Raw genomic sequence first — 26123 nt, forward strand, 5'->3', positions numbered from 1 at the left:
ATCGGCCCACGCTCTCGTCGGAGCGCTGACCGGCGCGATCGGCGGCGGCACGGCGATCCCGGCGTCCTGGCGAGACGCGTGCCGCACGCTCTCGGGCTGCGCGCTCCCCCGTCTGACCGGCACGGACCTGGTGGAACTCGCCGAACTGCTGGCAGCCACGGAACTGGCCCTCTCAGGGGGATGATTCGGACATGACGCCCACCGCACCCGCAACCCTGGAAGAACGGATCACCCGCAGCCTCGTGGGAGCCGCCGTCGGCGACGCGCTCGGCGGCCCCGTCGAGGGCTACTCCCCCGAGCAGATCGCCGAACGCCACGGCGGCCGGGTCCACGGCATCGTCGGTCCCTGGAACGGCGACGACTGGCGCACCGCCCGCCCCATCGCCCCGTACCACAAGGGCGACGGCCACGTCACCGACGACACTTTGATGACCCACGCACTGGTACGGGTGTACGCGAAGGTCCGCGACCACCTGGACGCGTACGCCGTCGCCGACCACCTGGTCCCCGACCTGATGACGACACCGCGCTGGATCCCGGAACTGGAGGCCGAGGCACTCCCCCTCCACCGGATCTTCCTGGCGGAGAAGTGGCTGGTGACAAGGATCCACTACGGCCACGTGGACCCCCGCGAGGCCGGCACCGGCAACATCGTGAACTGCGGTGCCGCGATGTACATGGCCCCGGTCGGCCTGGTCAACGCGGCCAACCCGGCGGGCGCGTACGCCGAGGCCCTCGACATCGCGGGCGCCCATCAGTCGTCGTACGGACGCGAGGCCGCGGGCGTGTTCGCGGCGGCGGTGGCGGCGGCGTGCACGCCGGGCGCGACCGCGGACTCGGTGATCGAGGCCTGCCTGGCCGTGGCGAGGGACGGCACCCGGGCGGCCATCGAGACGGTCTGCGACACGGCGTCGCGCTACTCGGACTTCGAGTCGGCGCTACGCCCCCTGCGCGAGGCGGTGGCGCCCTACGACACGGTCGGCCCCGACTACCGCGCCCCGTCCCTGGGCGCCCGTCGCCCCTCCCGCATCCACGCCATCGAGGAACTCCCGGTCGCCCTCGCCATGTTGCTGATCTCCCGCGGCGACTACCGGCACGCGGTCCTGGGTTCGGTGAACTACGGCCGCGACTGCGACTCCATCGCCACGATGTCCGGCGCTCTCGCGGGCGCCCTCGGTGCGGAGATCCCACCCGACTGGGCCAAGACGGTCGCGGAGTCCAGCCGCCTGGACCTGCAGGCCCCCGCGACGACCCTCACAGAGGTGACCCGCGAGATCTTCACCCGCGACACCGCCCGCCGCCGCATCCACGAGACGGCCTACGCGGAGCTGTCATGACCCCCCTCCGCCTGACCTGGGTCCAGCCGGAGGACCTCCTGGGCCACGAACTCCACCAGGCAAGACAGGACGGCCGCGAACCATCGGCCATCGCCGCCCGCTGGCACAGGGCGGGCGGCCCCCAGTCCCCCCAACGAGCAGGCGCCTCCCCCCAACCGGCCTCCCCCTACCTAAGGGCCCTGGCCCAAGACCTCCTGGACGAACTGACAGACCTGCCAAGCAGGTTGGAGGGCAAGGAACCAACAGCCCTGCCCAAGATCAAGGCCCTGTGCCCCAACTGGCCCACAACAGCAGAGGACCCCGTCCCCACTGCTGTGGGCAGGCGTTCCGCTGGGGCGATGGGGGTCCCCCCGCTCGAGCGAAGCCGAGAGTGGGGGAGGGTGGGCACAGCGAACCTCAGCAGCACAGCCGGGGATCTGGGGGCAGCGCCCCCAGTTTCGGGAAGGGGTGGGTCCGGGGAAGAAAAAGCGTCCCTGACCCCCACCACACTCCACCCCCGCCTGGAAGCCGCCTGGCTGGGCAGAGCCGCAGGCTGCCTCCTGGGCAAACCCGTGGAGAAACTCCCCCTGGACGGCATCAGGGCACTGGCCAGAGCCACCGGCAACTGGCCCCTGACCAGCTGGTTCACAGAACGAGGCCTCCCCCCGGACCTAAACGCCACCCACCCCTGGAACCGCCGCTCCGCCCCCACCTCTCTCGCCGAGAACATCGACGGCATGCCGGAGGACGACGACCTCAACTACCCCCTCCTGAACCTCCTGCTCCTCCAACGCCACGGCAAGCACTTCACCACCACGGACGTGGCCCGCCTCTGGCTGGACGAACTCCCGGCGGGCCGCACGTTCACCGCGGAACGCGTCGCCTACCGCAACCTCCTCGACGGCATCGAACCCCCGCACACGGCCCGGCACCGCAACCCGTTCCGCGAATGGATCGGCGCCCTGATCCGCGCGGACGCCCACGGCTGGACCAACCCGGGTGCCCCGGCGACCGCCGCGGAACAGGCCCACCGGGACGCCACCCTCACCCACACCGCCAACGGCGTCTACGCGGCGATGTTCACGGCGGCGGCCATCGCCGAGGCGGCCACCGGCACGAGCGACATCCACACCTGTCTCCGTACGGGCCTCACTGTCGTACCCCCGGAGTCCCGTCTCGCCGAAGCCGTCCGCCACGGGATTCAACTGGCCGCGGAACACCGGGACTTCGAGACGGTCGTCGACGAACTGCACGCCACCCACGCCGCGTACCACTGGGTCCACGCCATCCCCAACACCGCCCTCCTCGCCGCCGCCCTCACCCACGCGGACGGCGACTTCACGGCGTCCATCTGCCGTGTCGTGTCGGGCGGCTGGGACACGGACTCGAACGGCGCGACGGCCGGCTCGATCACGGGCCTGCTCGCGGGCGCCCCCGAAGCGATCCCGTCCCGCTGGACGACCCCGCTCAAGAACCGACTGGCCACGTCCATCGGCGACTTCAACGGCACGGGCTTCGACACGCTCGCCGACCTGACAGCCCAACTGGCGACCCGTCCGACCGCCTGACCGAACGCCGGACCCCTCCCCCGGAGCAGCCAACTCCCCCGCCCCACCCCCCATCTCCATCCCCACCAGGAGTCCCCCCACCCATGACCCACACCGCCGTGACCGCACCGGCACCCCTCACCGGCCTCCGCGTCCTCGACCTCGCCACCCTCTTCGCCGGCCCCCTCGCCGCCACGATGCTCGGCGACTTCGGCGCGGAGGTCATCAAGGTCGAGCACCCCCGCAGACCGGACCCGTCCCGCGGCCACGGCCCGTCGAAGAACGGCATCGGCCTGTGGTGGAAACTCCTCGGCCGCAACAAACGCACGATGACGCTGGACCTCTCCACCAACGGCGGCCGAAGCACCCTCCTCCGCCTGGCCGCCTCCACCGACGTGATCATCGAGAACTTCCGTCCCGGCACCCTGGAGAAATGGGACCTCGGCTGGGAGGAACTGTCGGCCGCGAACCCCCGCCTGGTCCTGGCCCGCGTCACCGGCTTCGGCCAGTTCGGCCCGTACGCGCACCGCCCCGGCTTCGGCACGCTCGCCGAGGCGATGAGCGGTTTCGCCGCGATCACCGGCGAACCGGACGCCCCGCCGACCCTCCCGCCCTTCGGCCTCGCCGACTCGATCGCGGGCCTGGCCACGGCGTACGCGGTGATGACGGCCCTCGCGGCCCGCGACCGCACGGGTCGCGGGCAGGTCGTGGACATGGCGATCATCGAGCCGATCCTCACGGTCCTCGGCCCGCAGCCGCTCTGGTACGACCAGTTGGGCCACGTCCAGCCCCGCACGGGCAACCGGTCCCAGAACAACGCGCCCCGCAACACCTACCGCACCGCGGACGGCAGTTGGGTCGCCGTCTCGACCTCGGCCCAGTCGGTCGCCGAACGCGTGATGCGCCTGGTCGGCCGCCCGGACCTGACCGCCGAACCCTGGTTCACCACCGGCGCGGAACGGGCCCGACACACGGACGTCCTCGACGAGGCGGTCGGATCGTGGATCGCCCTCCACACCCGCGATGAGGTCGTCGCGGAGTTCGAGAAGGCGGAGGCGGCGGTGGCCCCCATCCAGGACGTACGCGATGTCATGACGGACCCTCAGTACGCGGCCCTCGACACGGTCACCACCGTCGACGACCCCGAACTGGGCCCGCTGCGCATGCAGAACGTCCTGTTCCGCCTCACCGACACCCCCGGCGGAATCCGCTGGGCGGGCCGCCCGCACGGCGCCGACACGGACACCGTCCTCGCCGAACTCGGCCTGACGGAGGCCGAGATCACCACGCTCAGATCGGAGGGCGCGCTGTGACCTCGGCAGCAACCGGCGGCACAGGAGCGACCGACGCCTTCGCTCTCACCTGGCTGTACGTCCCCGGCGACCGCCCCGAAGTGGTGGCGAAGGCCCTGGTCGCGGGCGCCGATGTGGTCGTCGTCGACCTGGAGGACGCGGTCGCCCCCGACCGCAAGGAGTACGCCCGCGCCGCCACCGCCGACCTCCTGTCCGAGCCGTCCCCGCTCCCGGTCCCGGTGCACGTCCGCGTCAACGCCCTGGACAGCCCGGAGTCCGTCGCCGACCTCCGGACCCTCGCCGCGCTCCCGGCCCTCTCGGGCCTCCGCCTGCCCAAGGTCACGGCCCCCGCCCAGGTCGTGCGTGCGGCGGGCAGGGCCCCGCACATCCCCCTGTACGCCCTCCTGGAATCTGCCCTCGCCGTCGAGCACGCCTACGCGATCGCCACGGCCCACCCCGCCCTGCGCGGCATCTCGCTCGGTGAGGCCGACCTCCGGGCCGACCTCGGCGTACGCGACGACACGGGCCTCGACTGGCCCCGCTCCCGAGTGGTCCTGGCCGCCCGGGCGGCTGACCTGGCCCCGCCGCCCCAGTCCGTCCATCCCGACGTACGCGACCTCGCCGGTCTGGCCGCGTCCTGCGCCCACGGCCGCGCGCTGGGCTTCCTCGGCCGCGCGGCCATCCATCCCCGTCAGCTCCCGGTGATCGAGACGGCCTACCTCCCGACCCCGGAGGACATCGAATCGGCCGAGTCGGTCGTCAAGGCCGCGGCCACCCACCCCGGTGCCCAGGCTCTCCCGGACGGCCGCTTCGTCGACGCGGCGGTGGTGGCGGCGGCCCACCGCACCCTGGCACTGGCCCGCCGCCGCTAGTCGTGCACGTACGCGTGGAGGGGGCGCCCCAACTGCTCGGGGCGCCCCCTCCACGTACGAACTGGGGTCAGGCCTTCTTCGCCGACCCGGCTTCGTCCTTCGCCTCGGCGGAACTCGACGAGTCCTCGGTCTCCGGCTCGGAGGAGCTGGAATCGGAGTCGGAGTCGGCCTTGGCACTCTCCTTCTCGTCCTCGGACTTCTCAGCCTCGGACGTCTTGGCCTCAGACTTCTCAGTGTCCGACTTCTCAGCGTCGGAGTTCTTGCCCTCGGAGTCCTCGTCCTCGGACTTCTTGTCCAGCTTCACCGCTGCGCCGTCGTCGTCGGTGTCCCCGTCGGAGGCACCCGGTTCGACGACCTCTTCGCGTCCCGGACGGCGCCGGGCCGACAGCACGAAGTAGAGGACGGCGAGGAGGAAGACGACGATCGAGGTCCACTGGTTGAGGCGCATCCCCAGGAATTGGTGGGCCTCGTCGACCCGCATGGCCTCGATCCAGAAGCGGCCCGCGCAGTACGCGGCCACGTACAGGGCGAAGGCGCGGCCGTGGCCGAGCTTGAAGCGCCGGTCGGCCCAGATGACGAGGACCGCGACACCGATGCACCACAGCGACTCGTACAGGAAGGTCGGGTGGTAGTAGCCCGGCACCCGGCCGTCCGTCGAGGACGTGATGTGCAGCGCCCAGGGGAGGTCCGTCTCCCGCCCGTACAGCTCCTGGTTGAACCAGTTGCCCCAGCGGCCGATGGCCTGCGCGAGGGCGATTCCGGGCGCGAGGGCGTCGGCCCACGCCGGCAGCGGGATCCCGCGGCGGCGGCAGCCGATCCAGGCACCCACCGCGCCGAACGCGATGGCGCCCCAGATACCGAGGCCGCCCTCCCAGATCTTGAAGGCGTCGACCCAGTCCTGACCCTCGCTGAAGTACAGCTGGTAGTCGGTGATGACGTGGTAGAGCCGTCCGCCGACGAGACCGAACGGCACGGCCCACACGGCGATGTCCGCCACGGTGCCTGGTCGGCCCCCGCGCGCGATCCATCGTCTGTTGCCGAGCCAGACGGCTACGAAGACGCCGATGATGATGCAGAACGCGTAGCCGCGCAGCGGAATGGGGCCGAGGTGCAGCACACCGCGCGACGGGCTGGGGATATAGGCAAATTCCATGGCAGGGTCGACGCTACCCTGCCGGGCGGCACGTACGGCAACCCGCCCGGGCTACGGCTCCATAACGAGACCGACGGGACCCACGGGGCCTCCGGGGCGAATGTGACCCCCGCGAAGCGCCGCACGGCCCACCGGCCTCGGGATCTGCGACTCACGCCTTGTCGGCCTGCTGCACCATCTGCTTCAGCTTCGCCGGGGTCATCGACTGGTCCTGGTAGATGTTCTTGCCGTTCAGCAGCACCGTCGGCGTGCCACTGAAGCCGCCGCTCTGGAAGGCCTTGTAGGACTTGGCGACCCAGCTGTCGTGCGCGCCGTCGTCGACGCACTTCTTGAACGTGCCGGTGTCCAGCCCGTCGACCTTGCCGGCCAGCTCGATCAGATTGCTGTTCTTCGCGTACGCGTCGTCCGTCTCGGCGGGCTGGTTCTCGAACAGCACGTCGTGGTACGCGGTGAACTTCCCGGCGTCCTGGGAGCAGGCCGCGGCGTTGGCCGCGCGCAGGGAACCGCTGCCGCCCATGTTCCCGTCGATCAGGGTCACGAGGTGGTACTCGACCTTGAGCTGTCCGGCGTCCGTCAGCTCGTGGATCGTCGAGCGATAGGCGTCCTCGAAGCTCTTGCAGGCCGGGCATCGGAAGTCCTCCCACACGGTGAGGGTGGACTTGGCGCTCTCCTTGCCGACGGGGATGGCCAGACTGTCGTTGCCGTTCGCCCCCGAGGGCGCCGTCACCGGGCCCGCCGTGTCGGTCTTGTCCTTGCCTGCGTTCGCGGCCAGCACACCGCCGACCGCGGCCAGTGCCAGCACGCAGACGACGGCACCGCCCACGATCAGCACGCGCCGGCGCTTCTCCGCCGTCTTCTGCTTCGCTCGCTCTTCCGCCAGCCGCTCGCGGGCGGTGCGCTTTCCCTCACGGTTCTTCTCGCTCACATCCCGCAGAACGACCCGGGGAGGCGCACCGCGCCTCCCCGGCCCCAGGTCCACCCGTTCGAGTGAGCGGATTGTTCGTTACGTGCTCGAACGGACATGGGTCACGCCGTACCGCGCACGCCCTTCGCGAGGTCGGCGGCGAGGGCGCGTACGGCGTCCAGGCCCGCGGCCTCGTCCGGGGCGTCCAGCATCCGCTTCACGAAGGCCGAGCCGACGATGACGCCGTCGGCGAAGCCCGCGACCTCCGAGGCCTGCTGGGCGTTCGAGACGCCGAGGCCGACACAGACCGGGATGTCGGTGGTGGCCTTGGTGCGCCGCACCAGGTCCTGGGCCTGCGCGCCCACGGACTCACGCGTCCCGGTGACGCCCATCAGCGAGGCCGCGTAGACGAAGCCGGAGCCCGCCTCGGTGATCTCGGCGAGCCGGGCGTCCTTGCTGCTGGGCGCGACGACGAAGACGGTCGCGAGGCCGTGCTTCCCGGCGTGCTCCCTCCACAGCGCGGACTCCTGTACGGGCAGGTCGGGCAGGATGCAGCCCGCGCCGCCCGCCTCGGCCAGTTCGGCGGTGAAGCGCTCGACGCCGTAGCGGTCGATCGGGTTCCAGTACGTCATCACGAGGACGGGCTTGCCGGTCGCCTCGTACGCCTCGCGGACCGTGCGCATCACGTCCGCGATCTTGACGCCACCGCGCAGGGCGATGTCGTCGGCGGTCTGGATGACCGGTCCGTCGAGGACGGGGTCGCTGTGCGGCAGGCCGACCTCGACGACGTCCGCGCCGCCCTCGAAGACGGCCTTGACGGCCGCGATCCCGCCGTCGACGGTCGGGAAGCCGGCCGGCAGGTACGCGATGAGCGCGGACCGTCCCTCCGCCTTCGCTCCGGCGAGGGTGTCGCTCAACAGCTGGATGTTGCCGCTCACTTGACGTCCCCCTCGATCTCCGCGCTGTCGCTGTCGGCGTCCGCCTCGACGACGGCATCGGCACCTTCGTCGTACAGGCCGAAGTAGCGGGCGGCCGTGTCCATGTCCTTGTCGCCGCGCCCGGACAGGTTGACGACGATCAGCCCCTCCGGCCCCAGCTCCTTGCCGACCTCCAGGGCCCCGGCCAGCGCGTGCGCGCTCTCGATGGCCGGGATGATGCCCTCGGTGCGGGAGAGCAGGCGCAGGGCCTGCATCGCCGCGTCGTCGGTGACGGCACGGTACTCACCGCGGCCGCTGTCCTTGAGGTACGAGTGCTCGGGGCCGATGCCCGGGTAGTCGAGTCCGGCCGAGATCGAGTACGGCTCGGTGATCTGGCCCTCCTCGTCCTGGAGGACGTACGACCGCGAGCCGTGCAGGATGCCGGGCTCGCCCGCGGTGAGGGTGGCCGCGTGCTCGCCGGTCTCGATGCCGTGTCCGGCGGGCTCGCAGCCGATGAGGCGTACGTCCGCGTCCGGGATGAAGGCGTGGAAGAGGCCGATGGCGTTGGACCCGCCGCCGACGCAGGCGATGGCCGCATCGGGGAGACGGCCCGCGCGCTCCAGGATCTGCCGCCTGGCCTCGACGCCGATGACCCGGTGGAAGTCGCGGACCATGGCCGGGAAGGGGTGGGGTCCGGCGACGGTCCCGAAGAGGTAGTGGGTGCGGTCGACGTTGGCGACCCAGTCGCGGAAGGCCTCGTTGATGGCGTCCTTCAGCGTCCGGCTGCCGGACTTCACGGCGATGACCTCGGCGCCGAGCATGCGCATCCGGGCCACGTTCAGGGCCTGGCGCCGGGTGTCGATCTCGCCCATGTAGATGGTGCATTCGAGGCCGAACAGCGCGCAGGCGGTGGCCGTCGCGACCCCGTGCTGGCCCGCGCCGGTCTCGGCGATGACCCGGGTCTTGCCCATGCGCCTGGTGAGCAGGGCCTGCCCGAGCACGTTGTTGATCTTGTGGGATCCGGTGTGGTTCAGGTCCTCGCGCTTGAGGAACACCCGGGCGCCACCGGCGTGTTCGGCGAAGCGCCGCACCTCGGTGAGGGAGCTGGGGCGGCCGGTGTAGTGGACGAGCAGGTCGTCCAGTTCCCGGGCGAACTCGGGGTCGGACTTCGCCTTGTCGTACTCCACGGCGACCTCGTCCACGGCGGCGACCAGCGCCTCCGGGATGAACTTTCCGCCGAACGCGCCGAAGTACCCCTCGGCGCTGGGGACCTGACCCTCGGGGTCGGGAATGAAGAACTCGCTGGGCATGCGGTTACCTCGCAGGGGCGACAGCCCCGGTCAACGGGTCGGATGGACGGTCACGTGTGCGCCACGGCCGCCGACGGTTCGCTCATGTGGAGGCGTACCACTCCCCGCCGCGACGGCGCGAGGCCCCACGGCGGTCATCGGTGGTGATCGGCGGTGCCGAGCCGGGCCGCGACCCCGTCAGGAGACGGGGCGGAGCCCACCGTCGGCGGTGGCGCGTACGCGCCGACGCCATCGCATGCCGTTGACCTGGCCGGGCTCGTCACCGATGACGTACCGCACCCGGCGACCGTGCATCCGGCGCGCGGGCGCCCGGCAGCCGCGCGGACGGCAGCCGCGGGCGAGCCGTGCGTAGGGGCCACGGGCCACCGAAGGGCCCGCGGCGGCCGACCGTACGCTCGCCGGACCACCGTCGGGGCCTGGGCCCGGACGGGTGGTCGTGGCGGCGAGGGAACGGTCGGCGTACATCCGGAGCGTCAGCCCCGTCCGTGCCGCAGCGCGGGATGGGCTCCCGCGGCGACCAGGTCGGAGACGGCCGTCTTCGGGTCCCGGCCGGTGACCAGGGACTCGCCCACCAGCACGGCGTCGGCGCCCGCGTTGGCGTACGCGATGAGGTCGTGCGGCCCGCGGACGCCGGACTCGGCGATCTTCACGATGTGCGCCGGGATCTCGGGTGCGACGCGGTCGAAGGTGCCGCGGTCGACCTTGAGGTCCTTGAGGTTGCGCGCGTTGACGCCGATGACCTTCGCGCCGGCGTCCACCGCCCGCTCGACCTCGTCCTCGTCGTGCACCTCGACGAGCGGCGTGAGCCCGATGGACTCGGCGCGCTCGATGAGGGACTCCAGGGCGGGCTGGTCGAGGGCCGCCACGATGAGCAGCGCGAGGTCCGCGCCGTACGCCCGGGCCTCCCACAGCTGGTAGGAGGTGACGATGAAGTCCTTGCGCAGCACCGGGATGTCGACCCGGGCACGGACGGCCTCCAGGTCGGCCAGCGAACCGCCGAAGCGGCGCTGCTCCGTGAGGACGGAGATGACGGCCGCGCCGCCCGCCTCGTAGTCGGCGGCGAGTGCGGCGGGGTCGGCGATCGCGGCGAGCGCGCCCTTGGACGGGCTGGAGCGCTTGACCTCGCAGATGACCTTGACGCCGTCACCGCGCAGGGCCGCGACACCATCCTTGGCAGCCGGAGCCTTCGCGGCGCGCTCCTTGAGCTCGTCGAGGCTGACGCGCGCCTGCCGCTCCGCGAGGTCGGCACGGACTCCGTCGATGATCTCGTCGAGCACACTCACGCGAGCGGCCCCCTTCCCAGACGGTTGACAGTTGCAGCGCTTCTGCGGTTGACCCGGGTCCGTCTCGCTTCGGACGAAACCGATGGTCACTGCGATGGTATCCGGAGGAGGGCTTAGGCCTCGCATCCGGTTGACGCCGGTCCCTCCCCCACCCTCGAACAAGCTTCGCATGCTCGGGCGGGAGGTGCCCCCATACTGGACGTTCACCGATTGATCAAGGATGCAGCCAGCCACCGAACGGCAGGTTCCGGACAACCGTGAAGACCAGCAGCAACACGCCCAGCCCCCACAGGACGGACGGCCGGGGATCGATGCGCAGCGGCCGCCCCCGGACGGTACGGATCACCCAGACGGTCCACACGACGGCGAACACCAGATACCCCACGACGGCGACCGCGTTGGCCCCGAGCGCCGCCACGAGGTCCCCGTGCGCGACGGCGTGCGCGCTGCGCAGTCCGCCGCAGCCTGGGCAGTACACGCCGGCGTACTGGAGCAGCGGACAGGCGGGGTAGTGCCCCGGCTCGTTCGGGTCGACGGTCCCCACGTACGCGAAGGCGCCGGCCACGGCCGCGAGGATCCCGCCGGGCACGAGGAGCCGCCGCGCCACCGACCCCTGCGGCACGGGTCCTGGAGCGGGCGTCACCCTCTGAGTCTCGGCGTTCACCCCACGTATTCTGCCGCGCGGGGGCGCACATCGCACACAGGCCCGTACGCGAAAGAGCGCGTCCGTACGCGAAAGGAGGCGGGCCCGGCACTCGAAGCCGGCCCCGCCTCTCGGCACGTCGTGAAGGATCAGCTCTCGGCGGACGCGGACGCCACCTGGTGGGTCCGGGAGGCGGCCTTCTGCTTGCCCAGGCCCGCCGCGCTCATGGCCATGCCGACGACGCCACCGAGGGCCACGACGACCATGCCGGCCCAGAAGCCCAGCGGGCTGGCCATCACCATGAAGGCACCGGAGACGCAGAACCCGATGATCGCGATGGTGACACCGGTCCAGGCGGCCGGAGTGTGACCGTGGTTGCTGCCCGCCATGACTTAGCTCCTCATGATCTCTGTTGCTGTGCGCGTGTGTGAGTCGGACGCTCGTCGTCCATTCTCCCGTACTCGTATGCGTGCCCTGAGCCGGGGTGCCCCGTAAGGAGCGCGGGACTGTGTCGATGTGCGGCTCCGCCGCGTGGGCGCGAGCAGCCACAGCGGCCCCGCGGGTCCGAACGGCGCTGCCGACGGAACGGTCACGCCCCCGTGGGGTCCTCCCCGCGGTCCAGCGCCTTCCAGATCTCCTCGGGCCGGTCCGGGTCGGCCGGGGCCCGGGTCTTGCGGGGCCGGGGCGTGCCATCACGCTCGTACCGCCCCGACATGGCCGGCCACAGCCGCCCGTACCGCAGGGCGAGGAGCCCGGCGAGGAGCAGCAGCACACCCCCCGCCGCGGCCACGTACGGCCAGGCGGTGTGGGTCATGGCGTCCACGGTCGCCCCGCTGTCGCCGGAGGCCTGCGCCGCCTTCTCGTCGAGCGCGGAGGTGTCGGAGGCACCGAGGAGCGCCGAGACGACGGTGCCTGCGCCGGAGAGCGCGAGGAGCCCGGCGACGAGGAAACGGCCGGCACGGCGGACGGCGAAGACGGCGACGAGAGCGGCGAGGCCCACTATGGCGAGGGACGCGGGCACGCCCGTCACATCGCCGCCCTTGGCGCTCAGCGGGAAGTCGCCGCCGGCCACCGTCGCGGTGCCCTCCGACCAGCCCTGCCGTGAGGCGAGCAGCGCGACGACCGCGCCGAGCGCGCCGAACAGCAGGGCGAGGGCGAGGCTTCGGCGGCCGGACCGGACGGGTCCGGGGGCTTCGGATCGGGGGTGCGGAACAGCAGTCACGTACTCCACTATCGCCTGAACCCCGGGCGAACCATCACCCGGGGTTCACGTGACTCGCGTCCCACTGTCCGCGTACGTCCGGCTGTACGGCCGTTTCCCGCGGTCCGGGCCGATGTGTGGCCTACGGTCGTCCGAGCCGGTTCGCCGTGTGGACCGCGCGCAGGACCGCCGCCGCCTTGTTGCGGCACTCGGTGTCCTCGGCGACGGGGTCCGAGTCGGCGACGACTCCGGCGCCGGCCTGCACGTACGCCGTGCCGTCCCGGAGCAGGGCCGTCCGGATCGCGATGGCGGTGTCGGAGTCGCCCGCGAAGTCGAGGTAGCCGACGCAGCCGCCGTACAGCCCGCGCCGCGAGGGCTCCAGTTCGTCGATGATCTGCATCGCGCGGGGCTTGGGGGCTCCGGAGAGGGTGCCCGCGGGGAAGCAGGCGGTCAGTACGTCGAAGGCCGTACGGCCCTCGGCGACCCGGCCCGTGACCGTGGACACGATGTGCATGACGTGCGAGTACCGCTCGATGGACATGAAGTCGACGACCTCTACGGAGCCGGGCTCGCAGACCCGCCCCAGGTCGTTGCGCCCGAGGTCGACGAGCATCAGGTGCTCGGCGCGCTCCTTGGGGTCGGCGATCAGCTCGTCCGCGAGGGCCTGGTCCTCCTGGACGGTGGCGCCGCGCGGCCGGGTGCCCGCGATGGGGTGGACCATCGCCTGCCCGTCCTCGACCTTGACCAGGGCCTCCGGGGAGGAGCCCACGACGTCGAAGCCGTCGAAGCGGAAGAGGTACATGTACGGGGACGGGTTGGTGGCCCGCAGGACCCGGTACACGTCCAACGCGCTTGCCGTGCAGGGTGTTTCGAAGCGCTGGGAGGGGACGACCTGGAAGGCCTCGCCGGCCCGGATGCGCTCCTTGATGTCCTCGACGGCGACCTGGTAGTCGGGGCCGCCCCACAGCGCGGTGTACTCGGGGAGCTCGGACGGCGGGAGCGCGGCCGGGGGCTGTGAGACGGACCGCGAGAGGTCCGCCTCCATGGCGTCGAGGCGGGCCACCGCGTCCGCGTACGCCTCGTCGACGCCCGTGTCGAGGTCGTTGTGGTTGATCGCGTTGGCGATCAGCAGGACCGAGCCGTCCCAGTGGTCCATGACCGCGAGGTCGCTGGTGAGCAGCATGGTGAGCTCGGGCAGCTTCAGGTCGTCGCGCTCGCCGGGGCCGATCTTCTCCAGGCGGCGCACGATGTCGTAGCCGAGGTAGCCGACCATTCCGCCGGTGAAGGGCGGCAGCCCGGACGAGCCACGGCCGTACACGAGGTCGTGGGGCGTGTGCAGGGCTTCGATGGTGGCGCGCAGGGCGGCGAGGGGGTCGCCGTCGGCCGGGACGCCGACGGGCGGGGTGCCCAGCCAGTGGGCCTGGCCGTCGCGCTCGGTGAGGGTGGCGGCGGAGCGGACGCCCACGAACGAGTAGCGAGACCAAGAAACGGATGTGCGGCCGTTCTCCGCGGACTCCAGGAGGAAGGTGCCGGGGCGCTCGGCGGCGAGCTTGCGGTAGAGCGCGACGGGCGTGTCGCCGTCCGCGAGGAGCTTGCGGCTGACGGGGACGACACGCCGGTCGGTGGCCAGCTTGCGGAAGGTCTCGAGGTCCATGGCGGCTGACCTTACTGATCCACGGCCGGTACGCCGGAATCGGCGTCCTTGGTGTCGGCAGCACCCTCGGCGCCCCCGGCGTCCTTGAGGAGCACGTCGGCGTCGAAGCAGGTGCGGTCGCCGGTGTGGCAGGCGGCGCCCACCTGGTCGACCTTGACCAGCACGGTGTCCGCGTCGCAGTCGAGGGCGACGGACCTGACCCACTGGAAGTGACCGGAGGTGTCGCCCTTGACCCAGTACTCCCGGCGGCTGCGCGACCAGTAGGTGCACCGGCCGGTCGTCAGCGTGCGATGCAGCGCCTCGTCGTCCATCCAGCCGAGCATCAGCACCTCTCCGGTGTCGTACTGCTGGGCGATGGCGGGGACGAGCCCGTCGGCGCTGCGCCTGAGGCGGGCGGCGATCTCGGGATCCAGGCTGCTGGGCGTGCCGGGCGGGGGCGTGCTGGTCATGACGACCATTGTGCCGCGCCGGTCGGACACTCCCGGTGGATGTCCACTGGATGAGAGCGCCGGACGAGAGAAAAGCGGCGCGATCGGGGCGGTGGCCGGGTTCACGGGTGGGCGGACCGGCGGGCCGGTCGTAGGCTTGCTGACATGTCGACCCATGCCAAGCGTGAACGACTTCTCCTCGCCGATCTGTTGGAGACGGAGGGCCCGGACGCCCCCACTCTGTGCGAGGGCTGGAACACCCGTGATCTCGCCGCGCACGTGGTCGTGCGCGAGCGCCGCCCGGATGCCGCGGGCGGCATCCTGATCAAGCAGCTCGCCTCGCGCCTCGACCGGGTGATGGCCGAGTTCACCGAGAAGCCGTACGAGGAGCTGATCCAGCTCATCCGTACGGGGCCGCCGCGCTTCTCGCCCTTCTCCCTCAAGCAGATCGACGAGGCGTCCAACGCGATCGAGTTCTACGTCCACACCGAGGACGTACGCCGCGCCCAGCCCGACTGGGTTCCCCGCGAGCTCGACCCGGTCTTCCAGGACGCCCTCTGGTCCCGCCTGGAACGCACGGCCCGCCTGATGGGCCGCGGCACCCCCACGGGCCTGGTCCTGCGCCGCCCGGACGGCCAGACGGCGGTCGCCCACCGGGGCACACCGGTCGTGACGGCCACGGGCGAGCCCTCGGAGCTGCTGCTGTTCCTGTACGGGCGGCAGAACGCGGCCGAGGTGGAGCTGGAGGGCGACAAGGATGCGATCGCGAAGCTGCACGACGCCAGGCAGTTGGGCCTGTAGGCCCCTCTGAGGCCCGACGCGGTGCGCTATGCCGGAAGCTCGGCGCGCCGCAGGGCTCGGGAACACAGCCCGAAGATCCCGCCGAGCGCGCACACACTCGCACTCGCGCAGAAGACAGGCCCGGTTCCCCAGAGGGCGACCGCCGCCCCGGTCAGCGGAAAGGTGAGCGGGGCGAGGCCGAGACTGAAGAGGTTCGACACGGAGGTCACCCGACCGACGAACCCGGGATCCGACTCGGTCTGCAGCAGCGCTCCGCACAGCGCGCCGCTCAGCCCGGCCAGCAACCCCACGGCGAGCGCGACCCCGACAGCGGCGGCGACCGTGGGCACGTAGGCGAGCGCCGCGATGGCGGCGGCCCCGACCGCGATCGTCACGGACAGCACCAGCCCTGCCCGCGGCACCCGCCCCCGCACAGTCAGCAGCAGGGACACGGTCCCCGCCCCGGCCCCGAACCCGGCGAGCACCCACCCCATCCCGGAGGCACCCCACCCCCGCTCGTCCGCGAGCAGGGTCAGTCCGACGTTCAGCGGACCCACGAAGCCCAGATCGCTCAGGGCGACGACAACGACGAGCCGGGCGAGGACAGGGTTCCGCCGGATGTGGCCGAGCCCGTCACGGAGCTCACGCCAGGCGGAGTGAACGGGCTGCCCGTCTCCTCCGGGCCGTCGGCCCACGCGTACGGCGATCAGCAAGGGCAAACACACCGCGAACAGCAGCGCGGCTACCCCGAAGGCCGCGGCCGCACCGCCGAGCGCCACGCAGAGTCCACCGATCGGCGCGCCCACGACGTTGGCGAGACGACTCGCGAGCCCCCGCATGCCCTGGACCCGGGTGAGCTGGCCGCGCGCGGTGATACGGGACGGCAGGGCCCCCAGCGCGGGCATGAGGACGGCATCGACCACACCGAAGACGAGAGCGAGCAGCCCCAGCAGCCACAGCCCCGGGCTGCTCACCAGCAGGAGCACGGTGACGGCGAGCACCGCCGCGCACCGCACTGCGTTGCTGCCGATCAGCACACGGCGCGGCCCGAAGCGATCGGCGATCACTCCCCCACCCAGCATCAGCAGGGCACGCGGCACGGCGCTCGCGGCCAGCACGAGCCCGGCCTGTGACGGGGTCCCGGCCTGTACGGCGGCCCAGGACAGGGCCACGTAGTAGACGTTGTCGCCCATCGCCGACGAGGCGTACGCGCCGAGCCACCGCAGGACGTTGGGGTCCCGATGGGCGGGGCGCTCGGCGGCGAGCGGTTCGGATATCGCGGGGGTGACGGTCACGACGGCCTCTCTCGGGCGCGCGCGGGCGAACTCTCAGGTGCGGAACGGGAATCCGTACACATGCAGCGCGACGTTCTCGCGCCCCTCGGTCGCGCCCGCCGCCTCTGCGGCGCGGCCCTTCTCGTCGTACTTCCTGGCGAGGGCGAGCAACTCCCCGCCGAGTTCGGCCAGTTCGGCGGAGGTCAGTCGCAGCAGCGACTCGTTGTCCGGTGCGGCGGAGTTCCACTCGGCGCCCCAGGTGGGGCGTTCGTCGAGGTAGCGGCGGTACATGTCGGCCCGCTGCTCATGGAAGAGCCTGGTGGCGGCCAGATGCGCGGACGCCCTCTCGGGTGCGTCCCGGAAGTCCTTGTCCCTGATGCTCACGCCCTGCGAGGAGGGCTGCCACCAGCGCTCGCGGGCGTCCCCGCTCTGCGGCTCTGCCGCCTCGATCAACCCGTGCTCGGCGAGCTTGCGCAGGTGGTAGCTGACCAGTGAGACCGCTTCGTCGACCTGCTCGGCGAGCTGGGACGCGGTGGCGGTGCGGGCCACGCACAGCCCTCGGTACAGCTGCATCCGCAGGGGGTGGGCCAGGGCCTTGAGGGTGCCCAGGCCCGTGATCGGGAGGTTCTCCGTGCCGCTCATGACACCACCGTAGATACGAAAGAAAAGTTGCGCAATATAAATTGCGCAACTTTTCTTTCCCTTCTCGCCACGAGTAAGCCCCGGCCACCAGGTGACCGGGGCTTACCGAAACCTCTCCTATGCGTGAACGAGTCTCCGGGGCGTCACCGCACCGGATGCCCCGCCTCCCGCAACGCCTGCTTCACCTCGCCGATCCGCAGGTCGCCGAAGTGGAAGACGGACGCGGCGAGCACGGCGTCCGCGCCCGCGGCGACAGCAGGCGGGAAGTCGGCCAGCCGGCCCGCTCCGCCGGAGGCGATCACCGGCACCGTGACGTGCTTCCGTACGGCCTCGATCATCTCGATGTCGTAGCCGTCCTTCGTGCCGTCGGCGTCCATCGAGTTGAGCAGGATCTCGCCCGCACCCAGCTCGGCGGCCCGGTGCGCCCACTCGACGGCGTCGATGCCGGTGCCCTTGCGGCCGCCGTGGGTGGTCACCTCGAAGGTGCCCTCGGGGGTCCGCCGCGCGTCCACCGACAGCACCAGCACCTGCCGCCCGAAGCGCTCGGCGATCTCGCGGATCAGGTCGGGGCGGGCGATGGCGGCCGTGTTGACGCCGACCTTGTCCGCGCCCGCCCGCAGCAGCTTGTCCACGTCCTCCGCGGTGCGGACGCCGCCGCCCACGGTGAGCGGGATGAAGACCTGCTCGGCGGTACGGCGCACCACGTCGTACGTGGTCTCGCGGTTGCCCGAGGACGCGGTGATGTCCAGGAACGTCAGCTCGTCGGCGCCCTCGGCGTCGTACACCTTGGCCATCTCGACGGGGTCGCCCGCGTCGCGCAGGTTCTGGAAGTTGACGCCCTTGACGACCCGGCCGTTGTCGACGTCCAGGCAGGGGATGACTCGTACGGCCAGGGTCATGACTCGGGTGCCTCTCGGTACGCCTCCACCTCGACCTCGACCACCAGGCTGGGGTCCACGAAACCGGAGACGATGATCATGGATGCGGCGGGCCGGACGGAGTCGAACAGCTCCTTGTGAGCGCGTCCGACGTCCTCCACGTCCCGGGCGTGGGTGAGGTACATGCGCGTCCGTACGACGTCCTCGCGGCCCAGGTCCAGCTGCTTCAGCGCCGCCAGCGCGACCTTGAACGCGTTGACCGCCTGCTCGTACGGGCCGCCTCCGGCGATCTCACCGTCCACTATCGACGTGCAGCCGGAGACCAGCACCAGCCCGTTCGGCAGCTCCACCGCGCGGGAGTACCCGAAGGCATCCTCCCAGGGGGCTCCGGTCGAGACGCGTCGCAGACCGCTCACTTGGCCACCGCCTCCAGGGCCTCTTCCAGGGTGAACGCCTTCGCGTACAGGGCCTTGCCGACGATCGAGCCCTCGACGCCGAGGGGCACGAACTCGGCGATGGCACGCAGGTCGTCCAGCGACGAGACGCCGCCCGACGCCACCACCGGGCGGTCCGTCGCCGCGCACACGTTCTTCAGCAGCTCCAGGTTCGGGCCCTGGAGCGTGCCGTCCTTCGCGATGTCCGTGACGACGTACCGCGCACAGCCCTCCTTGTTGAGGCGCTCCAGCGTCTCGTAGAGGTCGCCGCCGTCGCGGGTCCAGCCGCGGCCGCGCAGGGTCGTGCCGCGTACGTCGAGACCGACCGCGATCTTGTCGCCGTGCTCGGCGATGACCTTGGCGACCCACTCGGGGGTCTCCAGGGCCGCCGTGCCGAGGTTCACCCGGGTACAGCCGGTGGCGAGGGCCGCGGCGAGCGTGGCGTCGTCACGGATGCCGCCGGACAGCTCCACCTTGATGTGCAGTTCCTTCATGCGTTCCGCGACCCCGCCGATCAGCGCACGGTTGTCGCCCGTGCCGAACGCGGCGTCCAGGTCCACGAGGTGCAGCCACTCGGCACCCGCCCGCTGCCAGGCGAGGGCCGCCTCCAGAGGAGAGCCGTACGAGGTCTCCGTACCGGACTCGCCGTGGACGAGGCGGACCGCCTGGCCGTCACGGACGTCGACGGCGGGGAGGAGTTCGAGCTTGGCCATGGTCTACAGGGTTCCGATCCAGTTGGTGAGCAGCTGCGCTCCGGCGTCGCCGGACTTCTCGGGGTGGAACTGCGTGGCCCACAGAGCGCCGTTCTCCACGGCCGCCACGAAGGGCTTGCCATGCGTCGACCAGGTGACGAGCGGTTCGCGCATCGCCGGGTTGGCGACTTCGAGGTTCCAGTCGTGGACGGCGTACGAGTGCACGAAGTAGAAGCGCGCGTCCGTGTCCAGGCCGGCGAAGAGCTGGGAGCCCGCCGGTGCCTCGACGGTGTTCCAGCCCATGTGGGGCACGATGTCGGCCTGCAGCGGCTCGACCGAACCGGGCCACTCGTCGAGGCCCTCGGTCTCGACGCCGTGCTCGATGCCGCGCGCGAAGAGGATCTGCATGCCGACGCAGATGCCCATGACCGGGCGGCCACCGGCGAGACGACGGCCGACGATCCAGTCGCCGCGCACCTCCTTGAGCCCCTTCATGCAGGCGGCGAAGGCACCGACGCCAGGCACCAGCAGGCCGTCCGCGTTCATGGCCTTGTCGAAGTCACGTGTTATCTCGACCTCGGCACCCGCGCGCGCGAGGGCGCGTTCCGCCGAGCGCACGTTCCCGAAGCCGTAGTCAAAGACAACTACTCGTTTGGAAGGGGAGCTCAATTCCACACCTCCAGCCTCAGGACGCCCGCGACCAGACACATGCCGGCGCCGATCGACAGCAGCACGATGAGTCCCTTCGGCATCTGCTGCTTGATGAAGGAGTAGACGCCGCCGAGCAGGAAGAGCCCGACGACGATGAGGATGGTGTTGAGGCCTGTCATGGCTTTACAGCGCGCCCTTCGTGGAGGGAAGAATTCCGGCGGAGCGCGGGTCGCGCTCGGAGGCGTACCGCAGTGCCCGGGCGAGCGCCTTGAACTGGCACTCCACGATGTGGTGCGCGTTGCGCCCGTAGGGCACGTGGACGTGCAGCGCGATCTGGGCCTGCGCGACGAACGACTCGAAGATGTGCCGGGTCATCGTCGTGTCGTACTCGCCGATCATCGGCGCCATCTTCTCGGGCTCGGTGTGCACGAGGTACGGGCGGCCTGAGAGGTCGACGGTCACCTGGGCGAGCGACTCGTCCAGCGGGACCGTGCAGTTGCCGAAGCGGTAGATGCCCACCTTGTCGCCGAGCGCCTGCTTGAAGGCGGCGCCGAGCGCGAGGGCGGAGTCCTCGATGGTGTGGTGCGAGTCGATGTGCAGGTCGCCCTCGGTCTTCACGGTCAGGTCGAACAGACCGTGCCGGCCGAGCTGGTCGAGCATGTGGTCGTAGAAGCCGACTCCTGTCGACACGTCGACCTTGCCGGTTCCGTCGAGATCGATCTCGACGAGGACCGACGTCTCCTTGGTCACCCGCTCGACTCTTCCAACACGCCCGTCGCGAGTCATGCGCTCTGCTCCTTCTTCAGTTCACGTACCGCGTCGAGGAACGCGTCGTTTTCGGCGGGGGTTCCGGCGCTGACCCGCAGCCACCCCGGTACGCCGTTGTCCCGGACCAGGACGCCCCGGTCGAGGATCTTCTGCCAGGCGGTGTGCGACCCGTTCTCCCCGTCGAACCGCCCGAACTGCACGAAGTTCGCGTCGGACTCGGTCACGTCGAAGCCGATCGCCCGCAGTTCGAGGACGAGCCGGTCCCGCTCGGTCTTCAGCTGCTCGACGTATCCGAGCAGGGTGTCGGTGTGCTCCAGGGCGGCCAGCGCGGTCGCCTGTGTGACGGCCGACAGGTGGTACGGCAGCCGTACGAGCTGGACGGCGTCCACGACCGCCGGGTCCGCGGCGAGATAGCCGAGGCGCAGCCCGGCCGCGCCGAAGGCCTTCGACATCGTCCGCGAGACGACGAGATTCGGCCGACCTTCGAGCAGCGGAAGCAGCGAGTCGCCATGGCTGAACTCGATGTACGCCTCGTCGACGACGACCATCGACGGCTTCGCCGCCTGCGCGGCCTCGTACAGCGCGAGGACCGTCCCGGGCGGAACGGCGTTGCCCGTGGGGTTGTTGGGGGTGGTGATGAAGACGACGTCGGGCTTGTTCTCGGCGATCGCCTGCTCGGCGGCCGCGAGGTCGATCGTGAAGTCCTCGTTGCGCGGGCCGGAGATCCATCCGGTGCCCGTGCCGCGCGAGATCAGGCCGTGCATCGAGTACGAGGGCTCGAAGCCGATCGCCGTGCGGCCGGGCCCGCCGAAGGTCTGCAGCAGCTGCTGGATGACCTCGTTCGAGCCGTTGGCCGCCCAGACGTTCTGGAGGCCGACCGCGTGCTTGCCGGTCTTCGTCAGGTACTTGGCCAGCTCGGTGCGCAGCTCGACCGCGTCCCGGTCGGGGTAGCGGTTGAGGTTCCGGGCCGCCTCGCGCACGCGCTCGACGATCCGCTCGACGAGCGCGTCGGGCAGCGGGTACGGATTCTCGTTCGTGTTCAGCCGTACGGGGACGTCGAGTTGGGGCGCGCCGTACGGGGACTTGCCGCGCAGCTCGTCGCGTACGGGGAGGTCGTCGATGCCGGTCACTTGCTGGGCACCTTCCAGTCGAACCTTGCCTTGACGGCGGCACCGTGGGCGGGGAGGTCTTCGGCCTCGGCGAGCGTCACCACGTGGTGGGCCACCTCCGCGAGGGCGTCGCGCGTGTAGTCGACGATGTGGATCCCGCGCAGGAACGACTGGACCGACAGACCCGAGGAGTGGCAGGCGCAGCCGCCGGTCGGGAGTACGTGGTTGGAGCCGGCCGCGTAGTCGCCCAGCGAGACGGGCGCCCAGGGGCCGACGAAGATCGCGCCGGCGTTGCGGACCCGGCCTGCCACCGCGCTCGCGTCGGCGGTCTGGATCTCCAGGTGCTCGGCGCCGTACGCGTTGACGACCCGCAGGCCCTCGTCCACGCCGTCGACCAGCACGATCGCGGACTGCCTGCCGCCCAGCGCCGGGACGATCCGGTCCTCGATGTGCTTGGTGGCCGCGACCTGCGGCTCCAGCTCCTTCTCCACCGCGTCGGCCAGCGCGACCGAGTCGGTGACCAGGACGGCGGCGGCCAGCGGGTCGTGCTCGGCCTGGCTGATCAGGTCGGACGCGACGTGCACCGGGTCGGCGCTCTCGTCGGCGAGGATCGCGATCTCGGTCGGACCGGCCTCGGCGTCGATGCCGATCCGGCCCGCGAAGTAGCGCTTGGCGGCGGCGACCCAGATGTTGCCCGGGCCCGTGACCATGTTGGTGGGCGCGCAGGACTCGGTGCCGTACGCGAACATCGCGACGGCGGTCGCGCCGCCTGCCGCGTACACCTCGTCGATCCCGAGCAGCGCGCAGGCAGCCAGGATCGTCGGGTGCGGCAGGCCGCCGAACTCGGACTGGGCCGGGGAGGCGAGGGCGATCGACTCGACGCCCGCCTCCTGTGCCGGCACCACGTTCATGATCACGGACGACGGGTAGACGGCCCGGCCGCCGGGCGCGTACAGCCCGACGCGGTCGACCGGCACCCACTTCTCGGTGACCGAGCCGCCGGGCACGACCTGGGTGGTCTGCGTGGTGCGGCGCTGCTCGCGGTGGACGACGCGGGTGCGGCGGATCGACTCCTCCAGGGCCGCGCGGACGGCCGGATCGAGCTGCTCCAGTGCCTCCGTGATCGCCCGCGCCGGGACGCGGACGGATTCCAGGCGCACGCCGTCGAACTTCTCCGCGTAGTCGATCAGCGCCGCGTCCCCCCGATGATGCACGGCCTCGCAGATCGGACGCACCTTCTCCAGTGCGGCCGAAACGTCGAAGTCGGCTCGGGGCAGCAGGTCGCGCAGGGCGGAGCCCTCGGGGAGGGCGTCGCCGCGCAGATCGATTCGGGAGATCACACAGACAATTCTCTCAGACGGGGATCGGGCGCCGGACGGCTGTATCAATCGCTGATACGGGCCGTGGATCGCCGGTGGGCGCGTGGCCCGTTTTCGTTCCTGGCGCGGGTTCCGGAAGATCACCTTCACCGGTGGCGTTCAGTCAGTCACCCAGCGGGCATCACAGGAACGACTGTACGAAACCCGCGAGTAGCGGGGGAGAAAGGGAAGACCGTGACCCAGGGGGCCGGCGTCCGCGCCGGAGAACTGCCCGATGACCTGACCGCCACCGAAGCCGGGATGTGGCAGGCGTTCCGCAACGGCAGCGTGTACGACCTGCGCGCCGGGGACCCGACCGTCGACGATCCGCACGGCGGCCATCCATGGGGCCCCGAGCGCTGTGTGCGCGCCCGGATAGTGGCCTGGCTGCTGCTGGACGGACCGCCCGCGCCCGACGGCCGCGTCGCCTCGCTCAAACTGACCGGCGTCCAGATCGTCGACGTGCTCGACCTCGCGGGCGGCACGATCGAGCCGTACGTCGAGATCAAGGGCTGCCGGTTCGAGAAGGAGGTCCTGCTGCCGGAGGCCCGGTTCACGACCGTGCGCCTGGTGGACTGCGCCGTGCCGCGCCTTGAGGCGGCCCGGGTGCACACCGAGGGCGATCTGCATCTGCCGCGCTGCCGCTTCCACAACGGCGTACGTCTCACGGACGCGCAGATCGGCACGGACCTGCTGCTCAACCAGGCGATCGTCTACCGGGACCGGCGCGGCCGCTCCCTCACCGGCGACGGAATGACCGTCGGGCAGGACCTCCAGGCCGAGATGCTGGAGTCGCACGGCGAGCTGAGCCTGCGCGGCGCGAAGGTCGGCGTCTCGCTCAGCCTGCGCGGCAGCCGGCTGGCCAACCCGTACGGGAGCCGCCGCGCGCTGAACGCACCGCAGCTGACCGTCGAGCGCACGCTGTACCTGACCCCGGCGAGCGTCGGCGACCCCGTCCACACCAGCGGCCGCACCCCGGCGCGCGGCACCCGCGTCCAGCGGTTCGAGTGCGAGGGCGGGATCCGGCTCGACGACGGCCGGTTCGGGGACGCGGTGGACTTCGAGCAGGCCCGCCTCGTCCTGCGGGACGGCCAGGAGGTCTCGCTGCGCCGCGTCCAGGTGCCCGAGCTGCGCTTCCTCGGCGAGCGGCCACAGCGCGGACGGGTCGTGCTGAACGGCGCGAAGGTGGTCAACCTGATGGACCAGGCGACCAGCTGGCCGGGCGCGGGCCAGCTGCAGATGGGCGGCTTCCAGTACGAGTACCTCGTGCCGCGCGGCCCGTTCCCGCCCGCCCGGCGCCTGGAGTGGGTTGCCGCGGCGACCCCGGAGTACAACCCGGAGCCGTACGAGCGGCTGGCGACCGTGCTGCGCAACGGCGGCGAGGACGAGGACGCCCGCGAGGTGCTGCTCGCCAAGCAGCGCCACCGACGCGAGAACCTGCCGATCGCCGCCAAGCTCTGGGGGTACGCGCAGGACTGGACGGTCGCCTACGGGTACCGGCCGGGGCGGGCGGCCGTGTGGATGGCCGTGCTGTGGGCGGCGACCTCCATAGCCTTCGCACATGCCGACCATCCGCCGCTCAAAAGCGGCGAACATCCGCCGTGGAACCCGTCGCTGTTCGCCCTGGACCTGCTGCTGCCGGTCATCGATCTCGGCCAGGTCGGCTACTGGCAGCTGCGGGGCGGCTGGCAGTGGCTGTCCGCGGTGGTGATCCTGCTGGGCTGGGTCCTCGCCACGACGGTGGCGGCGGGCGCGACACGGATGCTGCGCAGAGGATGAGCAGGGGCCGGGCAGAGGCTGAGCAGGCCTCTCTCCCGGGCCGCGCACAACTGCTTGACACATGAACAACAGTCACCTTTTACCTGGCCTTGACCATTTCGCACGCAACCAAACCATGGTTACAAAAGCGTCACCGCGTACCCCCTGGCACCCGTCCGACCTGCGGGTTTTCAATGGGCACCACCATGGCACTGCTGCGCGCGTTCCTCCGTACGGCACGGATGGCGCGGAACACTTCGCGCCTCGCCGCCGGTCTGCCCGCCGACGACGAGGTACTGCTCGACGCGCCCGACGAGCGGCTCGGACCGGCGCTCGTCGCCGCGGGCCGCGGCGAGTACGGGACCGCGGCGAAGCTGCTGTCCACCACCCGGGAGGCCGCCGAGTGGGAGAACCGGGACCGGTACGCGACCCGGCTCGCCGCCTTCGCGCGCTCCCGGACGGAGTGGTTCGACGACTGGTGCACCGACGCCCCGCACGACCCGGACGCGCTGCTGGTCAAGGCCGAGCTCGCGGTGTGCCGGGGCTGGGAGTCACCGGCCCGCGCCGAGCTGCTGCGCCAGGTCGCGCCGCTGATCACCGCGGCCGCCGAGGGCGACCCGCGCGACCCGGTGCCGTGGCGCATCGCGCTCGACCACGCCCGGGGCACGAACACCCCGCACACCGCGTTCGAACGGCTGTGGGCCGAGGCCGTACGACGCTCCCCGCACCACTACGGCTGCCATGCGGCCGCCCTCCAGTACCTGTCCGCGGCCTGGTACGGCTCGCACCGCGAGTGCTTCGACTTCGCCGAGCGGGCCGCCCAGGACGCGCTGCCCGGCTCCCTCGTCCAGGCCCTGCCGGTGCGCGCGGCCTTCGCCTATCTGACCGAGGGCGGCGGAGCGGCCGTGCCGCGCGAACGCCTCGACGCGGCGGCCGACCTCGCGATCGCCGTCTCCGGGGAGTACGCGGACGCCGACCCGTGGCCCGCGGAGGTCCGCAACCTGCTCACCTACGTGCTGATCCGCCTCGAACGCTGGCAGGACGCACTGGTCGAGCTGCACCGGATCGGGCCGTACGCCACCTCGTTCCCCTGGGGCCGCGTCTCGGACGACCCGCTCGGCCAGTTCCTCGAACTGCGCGACGGAATACGGATCGAGGTGGCTTCGGGCATGCCCCTGAAACTACGCAACGGGGATCTTCCGTATCCACGGAGTGAGCACGGCGGACGCGCGCGCTCCGGTGACCATTAGGCTTTCTCG

General features: G+C 71.4%; 28 protein-coding genes and 1 pseudogene. 8 read left to right on the forward strand and 21 right to left on the reverse strand.

All coding sequences use genetic code 11. The features are described from left to right. From O3Q52_RS10140 to O3Q52_RS10160, 5 genes and pseudogenes are all read left to right on the forward strand, one after another. Positions 1-184 (forward strand): annotated as a pseudogene (locus O3Q52_RS10140) (ADP-ribosylglycohydrolase family protein); the annotation flags it as partial. 7 nt (positions 185-191) lie between these two features. Further along, the gene (locus O3Q52_RS10145; RefSeq protein WP_269648486.1) at positions 192-1337 is read left to right on the forward strand and encodes an ADP-ribosylglycohydrolase family protein; all 1146 of its coding nucleotides are present in this window, start codon (positions 192-194) and stop codon (positions 1335-1337) included. Further along, positions 1334-2884 (forward strand): ADP-ribosylglycohydrolase family protein, encoded by a 1551-nt coding sequence (locus tag O3Q52_RS10150; protein ID WP_269648487.1) that lies wholly within the window; start codon positions 1334-1336, stop codon positions 2882-2884. The genes O3Q52_RS10145 and O3Q52_RS10150 overlap by 4 nt, the downstream gene beginning before the upstream one ends. Positions 2885-2967: 83 nt before the next feature. Continuing rightward, positions 2968-4176 carry a CaiB/BaiF CoA-transferase family protein gene (locus O3Q52_RS10155; RefSeq protein ID WP_269648488.1) on the forward strand — a complete coding sequence of 403 codons (1209 nt, stop codon included), beginning with the start codon at positions 2968-2970 and terminating at the stop codon, positions 4174-4176. Then, positions 4173-5027, forward strand: coding sequence for a CoA ester lyase (locus tag O3Q52_RS10160; RefSeq protein WP_269648490.1), 855 nt, complete (start codon positions 4173-4175; stop codon positions 5025-5027). The genes O3Q52_RS10155 and O3Q52_RS10160 overlap by 4 nt, the downstream gene beginning before the upstream one ends. Positions 5028-5094: 67 nt before the next feature. On the opposite strand, the gene lgt is transcribed toward O3Q52_RS10160, so the two are convergent. The 11 genes from lgt to hisI form a co-directional block, all read right to left on the reverse strand. Next, positions 5095-6180 carry a prolipoprotein diacylglyceryl transferase gene (gene lgt / locus O3Q52_RS10165; protein ID WP_269648491.1) on the reverse strand — a complete coding sequence of 362 codons (1086 nt, stop codon included), beginning with the start codon at positions 6178-6180 and terminating at the stop codon, positions 5095-5097. 151 nt (positions 6181-6331) lie between these two features. After that, positions 6332-7105, reverse strand: a complete 774-nt coding sequence (locus tag O3Q52_RS10170; protein ID WP_269648492.1) for a thioredoxin domain-containing protein — start codon at positions 7103-7105, stop codon at positions 6332-6334. Positions 7106-7206: 101 nt separating this feature from the next. Then, positions 7207-8022 (reverse strand): tryptophan synthase subunit alpha, encoded by an 816-nt coding sequence (gene trpA, locus O3Q52_RS10175; RefSeq protein ID WP_269648493.1) that lies wholly within the window; start codon positions 8020-8022, stop codon positions 7207-7209. Beyond that, on the reverse strand, positions 8019-9311 hold the full coding sequence (gene trpB / locus O3Q52_RS10180) for a tryptophan synthase subunit beta (protein ID WP_269648494.1): 1293 nt from the start codon (positions 9309-9311) through the stop codon (positions 8019-8021). Before trpB ends, trpA begins: the two co-directional genes overlap by 4 nt. A gap of 177 nt (positions 9312-9488) precedes the next feature. Further along, positions 9489-9776, reverse strand: a complete 288-nt coding sequence (trpM, locus tag O3Q52_RS10185) for a tryptophan biosynthesis modulator TrpM (protein ID WP_269648495.1) — start codon at positions 9774-9776, stop codon at positions 9489-9491. An 8-nt stretch (positions 9777-9784) separates the two neighbouring features. Then, positions 9785-10594 carry an indole-3-glycerol phosphate synthase TrpC gene (gene trpC / locus O3Q52_RS10190; RefSeq protein WP_189840339.1) on the reverse strand — a complete coding sequence of 270 codons (810 nt, stop codon included), beginning with the start codon at positions 10592-10594 and terminating at the stop codon, positions 9785-9787. A gap of 214 nt (positions 10595-10808) precedes the next feature. Then, positions 10809-11267: a DUF2752 domain-containing protein gene (locus tag O3Q52_RS10195; protein WP_269648520.1), complete on the reverse strand. Its 459-nt coding sequence runs from the start codon at positions 11265-11267 to the stop codon at positions 10809-10811. Positions 11268-11386: 119 nt separating this feature from the next. After that, the gene (locus tag O3Q52_RS10200; RefSeq protein WP_269648496.1) at positions 11387-11626 is read right to left on the reverse strand and encodes an HGxxPAAW family protein; all 240 of its coding nucleotides are present in this window, start codon (positions 11624-11626) and stop codon (positions 11387-11389) included. A gap of 200 nt (positions 11627-11826) precedes the next feature. Next, the gene (locus O3Q52_RS10205; RefSeq protein WP_269648497.1) at positions 11827-12468 is read right to left on the reverse strand and encodes a TIGR02234 family membrane protein; all 642 of its coding nucleotides are present in this window, start codon (positions 12466-12468) and stop codon (positions 11827-11829) included. A 112-nt stretch (positions 12469-12580) separates the two neighbouring features. Further along, positions 12581-14092, reverse strand: a complete 1512-nt coding sequence (locus O3Q52_RS10210; protein WP_269648499.1) for an anthranilate synthase component I — start codon at positions 14090-14092, stop codon at positions 12581-12583. Between the two features lie 11 nt (positions 14093-14103). After that, positions 14104-14541 carry a phosphoribosyl-AMP cyclohydrolase gene (gene hisI / locus O3Q52_RS10215; protein ID WP_269648500.1) on the reverse strand — a complete coding sequence of 146 codons (438 nt, stop codon included), beginning with the start codon at positions 14539-14541 and terminating at the stop codon, positions 14104-14106. Positions 14542-14685: 144 nt separating this feature from the next. Here hisI and O3Q52_RS10220 point away from each other — a divergent pair, with 144 nt between their 5' ends. Then, positions 14686-15321, forward strand: coding sequence for a TIGR03085 family metal-binding protein (locus O3Q52_RS10220; RefSeq protein WP_269648501.1), 636 nt, complete (start codon positions 14686-14688; stop codon positions 15319-15321). Between the two features lie 26 nt (positions 15322-15347). Here the strand turns inward: O3Q52_RS10220 and O3Q52_RS10225 are convergent, their stop codons facing one another. The 10 genes from O3Q52_RS10225 to hisD form a co-directional block, all read right to left on the reverse strand. Further along, entirely contained in the window at positions 15348-16595 is a 1248-nt protein-coding gene (locus tag O3Q52_RS10225; protein WP_269648502.1) for an MFS transporter, read from the reverse strand. 33 nt (positions 16596-16628) lie between these two features. Next, on the reverse strand, positions 16629-17216 hold the full coding sequence (locus O3Q52_RS10230) for a transcriptional regulator (RefSeq protein WP_269648503.1): 588 nt from the start codon (positions 17214-17216) through the stop codon (positions 16629-16631). Positions 17217-17359: 143 nt separating this feature from the next. Further along, complete coding sequence (gene hisF / locus O3Q52_RS10235) at positions 17360-18115, reverse strand: imidazole glycerol phosphate synthase subunit HisF (RefSeq protein WP_266503221.1); 756 nt, start codon at positions 18113-18115, stop codon at positions 17360-17362. Next, positions 18112-18510: a RidA family protein gene (locus O3Q52_RS10240; protein ID WP_269648504.1), complete on the reverse strand. Its 399-nt coding sequence runs from the start codon at positions 18508-18510 to the stop codon at positions 18112-18114. The genes hisF and O3Q52_RS10240 overlap by 4 nt, the downstream gene beginning before the upstream one ends. Then, on the reverse strand, positions 18507-19241 hold the full coding sequence (gene priA / locus O3Q52_RS10245) for a bifunctional 1-(5-phosphoribosyl)-5-((5-phosphoribosylamino)methylideneamino)imidazole-4-carboxamide isomerase/phosphoribosylanthranilate isomerase PriA (RefSeq protein ID WP_269648505.1): 735 nt from the start codon (positions 19239-19241) through the stop codon (positions 18507-18509). Before priA ends, O3Q52_RS10240 begins: the two co-directional genes overlap by 4 nt. A gap of 3 nt (positions 19242-19244) precedes the next feature. After that, a complete protein-coding gene (gene hisH / locus O3Q52_RS10250) occupies positions 19245-19895 on the reverse strand; it encodes an imidazole glycerol phosphate synthase subunit HisH (protein WP_269648506.1) in 651 nt (216 codons plus the stop codon). After that, entirely contained in the window at positions 19886-20050 is a 165-nt protein-coding gene (locus O3Q52_RS10255; protein WP_200398857.1) for a hypothetical protein, read from the reverse strand. Before O3Q52_RS10255 ends, hisH begins: the two co-directional genes overlap by 10 nt. A 4-nt stretch (positions 20051-20054) precedes the next feature. Then, positions 20055-20657 (reverse strand): imidazoleglycerol-phosphate dehydratase HisB, encoded by a 603-nt coding sequence (gene hisB, locus O3Q52_RS10260; RefSeq protein ID WP_269648507.1) that lies wholly within the window; start codon positions 20655-20657, stop codon positions 20055-20057. Further along, complete coding sequence (locus O3Q52_RS10265) at positions 20654-21769, reverse strand: histidinol-phosphate transaminase (protein WP_269648508.1); 1116 nt, start codon at positions 21767-21769, stop codon at positions 20654-20656. Before O3Q52_RS10265 ends, hisB begins: the two co-directional genes overlap by 4 nt. Then, positions 21766-23088 (reverse strand): histidinol dehydrogenase, encoded by a 1323-nt coding sequence (gene hisD, locus O3Q52_RS10270; RefSeq protein WP_269648509.1) that lies wholly within the window; start codon positions 23086-23088, stop codon positions 21766-21768. The genes O3Q52_RS10265 and hisD overlap by 4 nt, the downstream gene beginning before the upstream one ends. 213 nt (positions 23089-23301) lie before the next feature. Between hisD and O3Q52_RS10275 the strand changes: the two genes are divergently transcribed. Together O3Q52_RS10275 and O3Q52_RS10280 are read left to right on the forward strand one after the other, a co-directional pair. Beyond that, the gene (locus O3Q52_RS10275; RefSeq protein WP_269648510.1) at positions 23302-24885 is read left to right on the forward strand and encodes an oxidoreductase; all 1584 of its coding nucleotides are present in this window, start codon (positions 23302-23304) and stop codon (positions 24883-24885) included. A 173-nt stretch (positions 24886-25058) separates the two neighbouring features. Further along, positions 25059-26114, forward strand: coding sequence for a hypothetical protein (locus O3Q52_RS10280; RefSeq protein WP_269648511.1), 1056 nt, complete (start codon positions 25059-25061; stop codon positions 26112-26114). Positions 26115-26123: the final 9 nt, after the last annotated feature.

It is taken from the genome of Streptomyces sp. ActVer (assembly GCF_027270795.1).
In the GTDB taxonomy this organism is placed as follows: domain Bacteria; phylum Actinomycetota; class Actinomycetes; order Streptomycetales; family Streptomycetaceae; genus Streptomyces; species Streptomyces umbrinus_A.

Bases quoted from the DNA above. Each gene is read 5' to 3' on its own strand.
- O3Q52_RS10145 (WP_269648486.1), top strand. From the start codon at position 192: ATGACGCCCACCGCACCCGCAACCCTGGAAGAACGGATCACCCGCAGC.
- O3Q52_RS10150 (WP_269648487.1), top strand. From the start codon at position 1,334: ATGACCCCCCTCCGCCTGACCTGGGTCCAGCCGGAGGACCTCCTGGGC.
- O3Q52_RS10155 (WP_269648488.1), top strand. From the start codon at position 2,968: ATGACCCACACCGCCGTGACCGCACCGGCACCCCTCACCGGCCTCCGC.
- lgt (WP_269648491.1), bottom strand. From the start codon at position 6,180: ATGGAATTTGCCTATATCCCCAGCCCGTCGCGCGGTGTGCTGCACCTC.
- trpB (WP_269648494.1), bottom strand. From the start codon at position 9,311: ATGCCCAGCGAGTTCTTCATTCCCGACCCCGAGGGTCAGGTCCCCAGC.
- trpM (WP_269648495.1), bottom strand. From the start codon at position 9,776: ATGTACGCCGACCGTTCCCTCGCCGCCACGACCACCCGTCCGGGCCCA.
- O3Q52_RS10200 (WP_269648496.1), bottom strand. From the start codon at position 11,626: ATGGCGGGCAGCAACCACGGTCACACTCCGGCCGCCTGGACCGGTGTC.
- O3Q52_RS10210 (WP_269648499.1), bottom strand. From the start codon at position 14,092: ATGGACCTCGAGACCTTCCGCAAGCTGGCCACCGACCGGCGTGTCGTC.
- hisI (WP_269648500.1), bottom strand. From the start codon at position 14,541: ATGACCAGCACGCCCCCGCCCGGCACGCCCAGCAGCCTGGATCCCGAG.
- O3Q52_RS10220 (WP_269648501.1), top strand. From the start codon at position 14,686: ATGTCGACCCATGCCAAGCGTGAACGACTTCTCCTCGCCGATCTGTTG.
- O3Q52_RS10230 (WP_269648503.1), bottom strand. From the start codon at position 17,216: ATGAGCGGCACGGAGAACCTCCCGATCACGGGCCTGGGCACCCTCAAG.
- hisF (WP_266503221.1), bottom strand. From the start codon at position 18,115: ATGACCCTGGCCGTACGAGTCATCCCCTGCCTGGACGTCGACAACGGC.
- priA (WP_269648505.1), bottom strand. From the start codon at position 19,241: ATGGCCAAGCTCGAACTCCTCCCCGCCGTCGACGTCCGTGACGGCCAG.
- O3Q52_RS10255 (WP_200398857.1), bottom strand. From the start codon at position 20,050: ATGACAGGCCTCAACACCATCCTCATCGTCGTCGGGCTCTTCCTGCTC.
- hisB (WP_269648507.1), bottom strand. From the start codon at position 20,657: ATGACTCGCGACGGGCGTGTTGGAAGAGTCGAGCGGGTGACCAAGGAG.
- O3Q52_RS10280 (WP_269648511.1), top strand. From the start codon at position 25,059: ATGGGCACCACCATGGCACTGCTGCGCGCGTTCCTCCGTACGGCACGG.